A 2,117-nucleotide genomic window follows, 5' to 3' on the forward strand; every position below is an offset into this window, starting at 1 on the left:
AGGTGCGGCGCGGTCACGCCCTCCTCAAGCGCAACGTCGCGGACGCTAAGTTTGGGATTTTTGCTGAGGCTCGATTGGACGCGATGCGCGCGGGCGAGAATGCGCAGAAGGCTTAGATCGGGAGCAGTTTGATCAGCAACGCCATCGATCAGCATGCGCATTTCACGGCCGACGCGCTTCAGCGCCACATTTGACGAGAGTGCGATAAGATCATCGCGGTCAGGCGCCGCCCCACGGTGTTGTGCTTTAGGATTGATCATTCTCTCGAGAAGCGCTGCAAGCCGGGATCGGGCAAGCATGATGTTGAGACGATCGCCGCCGACTTCGATGCGGCACTGCAGTCCGGCAAGGATCGCTTTGATTGTCTGCGCTGCTGAGCCGCCAAGGTTCTTGGCGATCTGACGGGCGGCTTCGATCAGCCGGCCGGCCGTCGCGACGCCGGCTTGGGGAGCGCAGGCGTCGAGTATCGACCCGGCGTCGGCGAAGAAGTCGCGCAGCTTGCCGATCACGAGCGTTTCCAGATCGCCGGCAGGGATGCGCCGGCCGTGCGACCTTTTTCCTTCCCCTCTCACAAGCGAGGCGGACACATAGTAGCGATAGCGCGCGCCCTTCTTGACGGCGTGGGTTGGGGTCAGCCGTTCGCCATTTGCGCCGAAGACCATTCCGGCGAGGAGGCTCGGCGCTCTGATGCCAGCGCCGGTCGCGCGATCCACACGGTTCGCGGCAAGCGTCGCCTGGACCGCGTCCCAAAGCCCCGCATCGACGATTGCCGCGTGCTCGCCCGGATAGACGCTGCTCTTGTGGCTGATCTCGCCGCGGAAGAGGCGGTTCTGCAAAAGCGCATACAGCGCGCCACGGAAGAATGCCTGGCCGCCATATTCCGAGCCGTCGGCCCGTACGCGACGCTTGCTGCCGATCCCGACATCGGCCAGCTCGGCGCGCAGCGCGTGGACCGATTTCAGCGCGAGATAACGCTCGAAAATATCGACAACGAGACGCGCCTCTTCCGCGTTGACGACGAGCTTGCGGTCCTTGACGTCGTAGCCCAGCGGCGGCATGCCGCCCATCCACATGCCTTTTTTCTTCGAGGCGGCGATCTTGTCGCGCACCCGCTCGCCGATCATTTCGCGCTCGAACTGCGCGAAGGAAAGCAGCATGTTGAGCGTCAGCTGACCCATGCTGGTCGTCGTGTTGAACTGCTGGGTAATCGACACGAAGGAGACGCCTCTGGCGTCGAACACGTCGACGAGCTTTGCGAAGTCGGACAACGCCCGCGTCAGCCGGTCAACCTTGTAGACCACCACTGCATCGACCTTGCCCGCCTCGATATCGGCGATCAATCTTTTCAGGGCCGGCCGTTCCATCGATCCGCCGGAGTAACCTCCGTCATCGTACAGCGCCGGAGCGGGAACCCAGCCTTCCTGCTTTTGCAACACAATGAAGGCGGCGCAGGCCTCGCGCTGGGCGTCAAGCGAGTTGAAGGCCTGATCAAGGCCTTCCTCGGAAGACTTTCGGGTGTAGATTGCGCAGCGCTTCCTCTTGCCGGCCCGCGCCTCGATCGCGTCACGCATGAGACGCTCCATCGGCGCCGCTGTCGCCATTCGTCCCTGGCAAGCCGAAGAAGCGGGGACCGGACCAATGCGCTGATGTGATTGCCTTTGCGATCCGGGTCAGCGAGGGATAGGTATCGCCGGCGTATTCGAATCCATCTTCCAGCACGGTTACGGTATGCGTGCGGCCATGCCATTGCCGGATCAGGCGGCAGCCGGGTTTTAGATCTGAGCCTGGCGGTGGAACCGCTCGACCCGTTTCGCGCAAGGCCTTGCCCAGAGTTTGCAGCTTGCGCCGGGTCGCCTTGCCGAGGCCGCCATGCTCGATTTCCTGGAGCCGGTACCCGAGCGCCAAAACGAACAGGTCGCGACTGATTTGCGGCGGCTCGCTGCGCCAGAGGCGTCGCCATTCCTGTCGCAGCTCCTCCGGGCCGAGCGCGCGAAAGCGCTCGGCCTCGGCATTCAACGCGGCGCGATCGAAAGAGACCGAAGACATCGTCACGCCGCCTTCCGGCGCGCCTTTTCCTTGGCGGGCGGCCCGCTGTCTTCCGTCGGGAGACGGTAGAC

Annotated in this window: 2 protein-coding genes; both read right to left on the bottom strand. The window is 63.7% G+C overall.

Going from position 1 to position 2,117, the window contains the following annotated elements; genetic code table 11:
* The coding region (locus CR492_RS20165) for a recombinase family protein (RefSeq protein ID WP_102845496.1) at positions 1-1,571 on the bottom strand (1,571 nt) is incomplete at its 3' end.
* A partial coding sequence (locus CR492_RS20170; RefSeq protein ID WP_245412194.1) for a DUF2924 domain-containing protein occupies positions 1,564-2,117 on the bottom strand: 554 nt, incomplete at its 5' end. The genes CR492_RS20165 and CR492_RS20170, both read right to left, overlap by 8 nt.

Source organism: Methylocella silvestris, from assembly GCF_002891535.1.
GTDB classification, from domain to species: Bacteria; Pseudomonadota; Alphaproteobacteria; order Rhizobiales; family Beijerinckiaceae; genus Methylocapsa; species Methylocapsa silvestris_A.